1 pseudogene is annotated in these 233 nt (G+C 72.5%); it reads left to right on the top strand.

Features of this window, described 5'->3' with window-relative positions:
* Positions 1 to 233 (top strand): annotated as a pseudogene (locus SB754_RS23130) (anthranilate phosphoribosyltransferase); the annotation flags it as partial.

Here is a 233-nt window from a genome sequence, read left to right as displayed (position 1 = left end):
CTTCATGGGTCCGCTGACCAATCCGGCCCGGCCCGCAGCATCGGCGATCGGCGTGGCCGATCCCCGGCTGGCCCCGCTGATCGCCGGCGTCCTGGCCGCGCGCGGAGTACGCGCGCTGGTGTTCCGCGGGGAGGACGGACTCGACGAGATGACGACGACGGGCGTGTCCACGGTCTGGGAAGTCCGCGGAGGGGCCGTGGAGACGACAACCGTGGATCCCCTGGACCTCGGGA

It is taken from the genome of Leifsonia sp. SIMBA_070, assembly GCF_046534635.1.
Taxonomy (GTDB): domain Bacteria; phylum Actinomycetota; class Actinomycetes; order Actinomycetales; family Microbacteriaceae; genus Leifsonia.
Note: the sequence above shows the minus strand (reverse complement) of the source record. Positions and strands in the feature narration are given on the sequence as shown.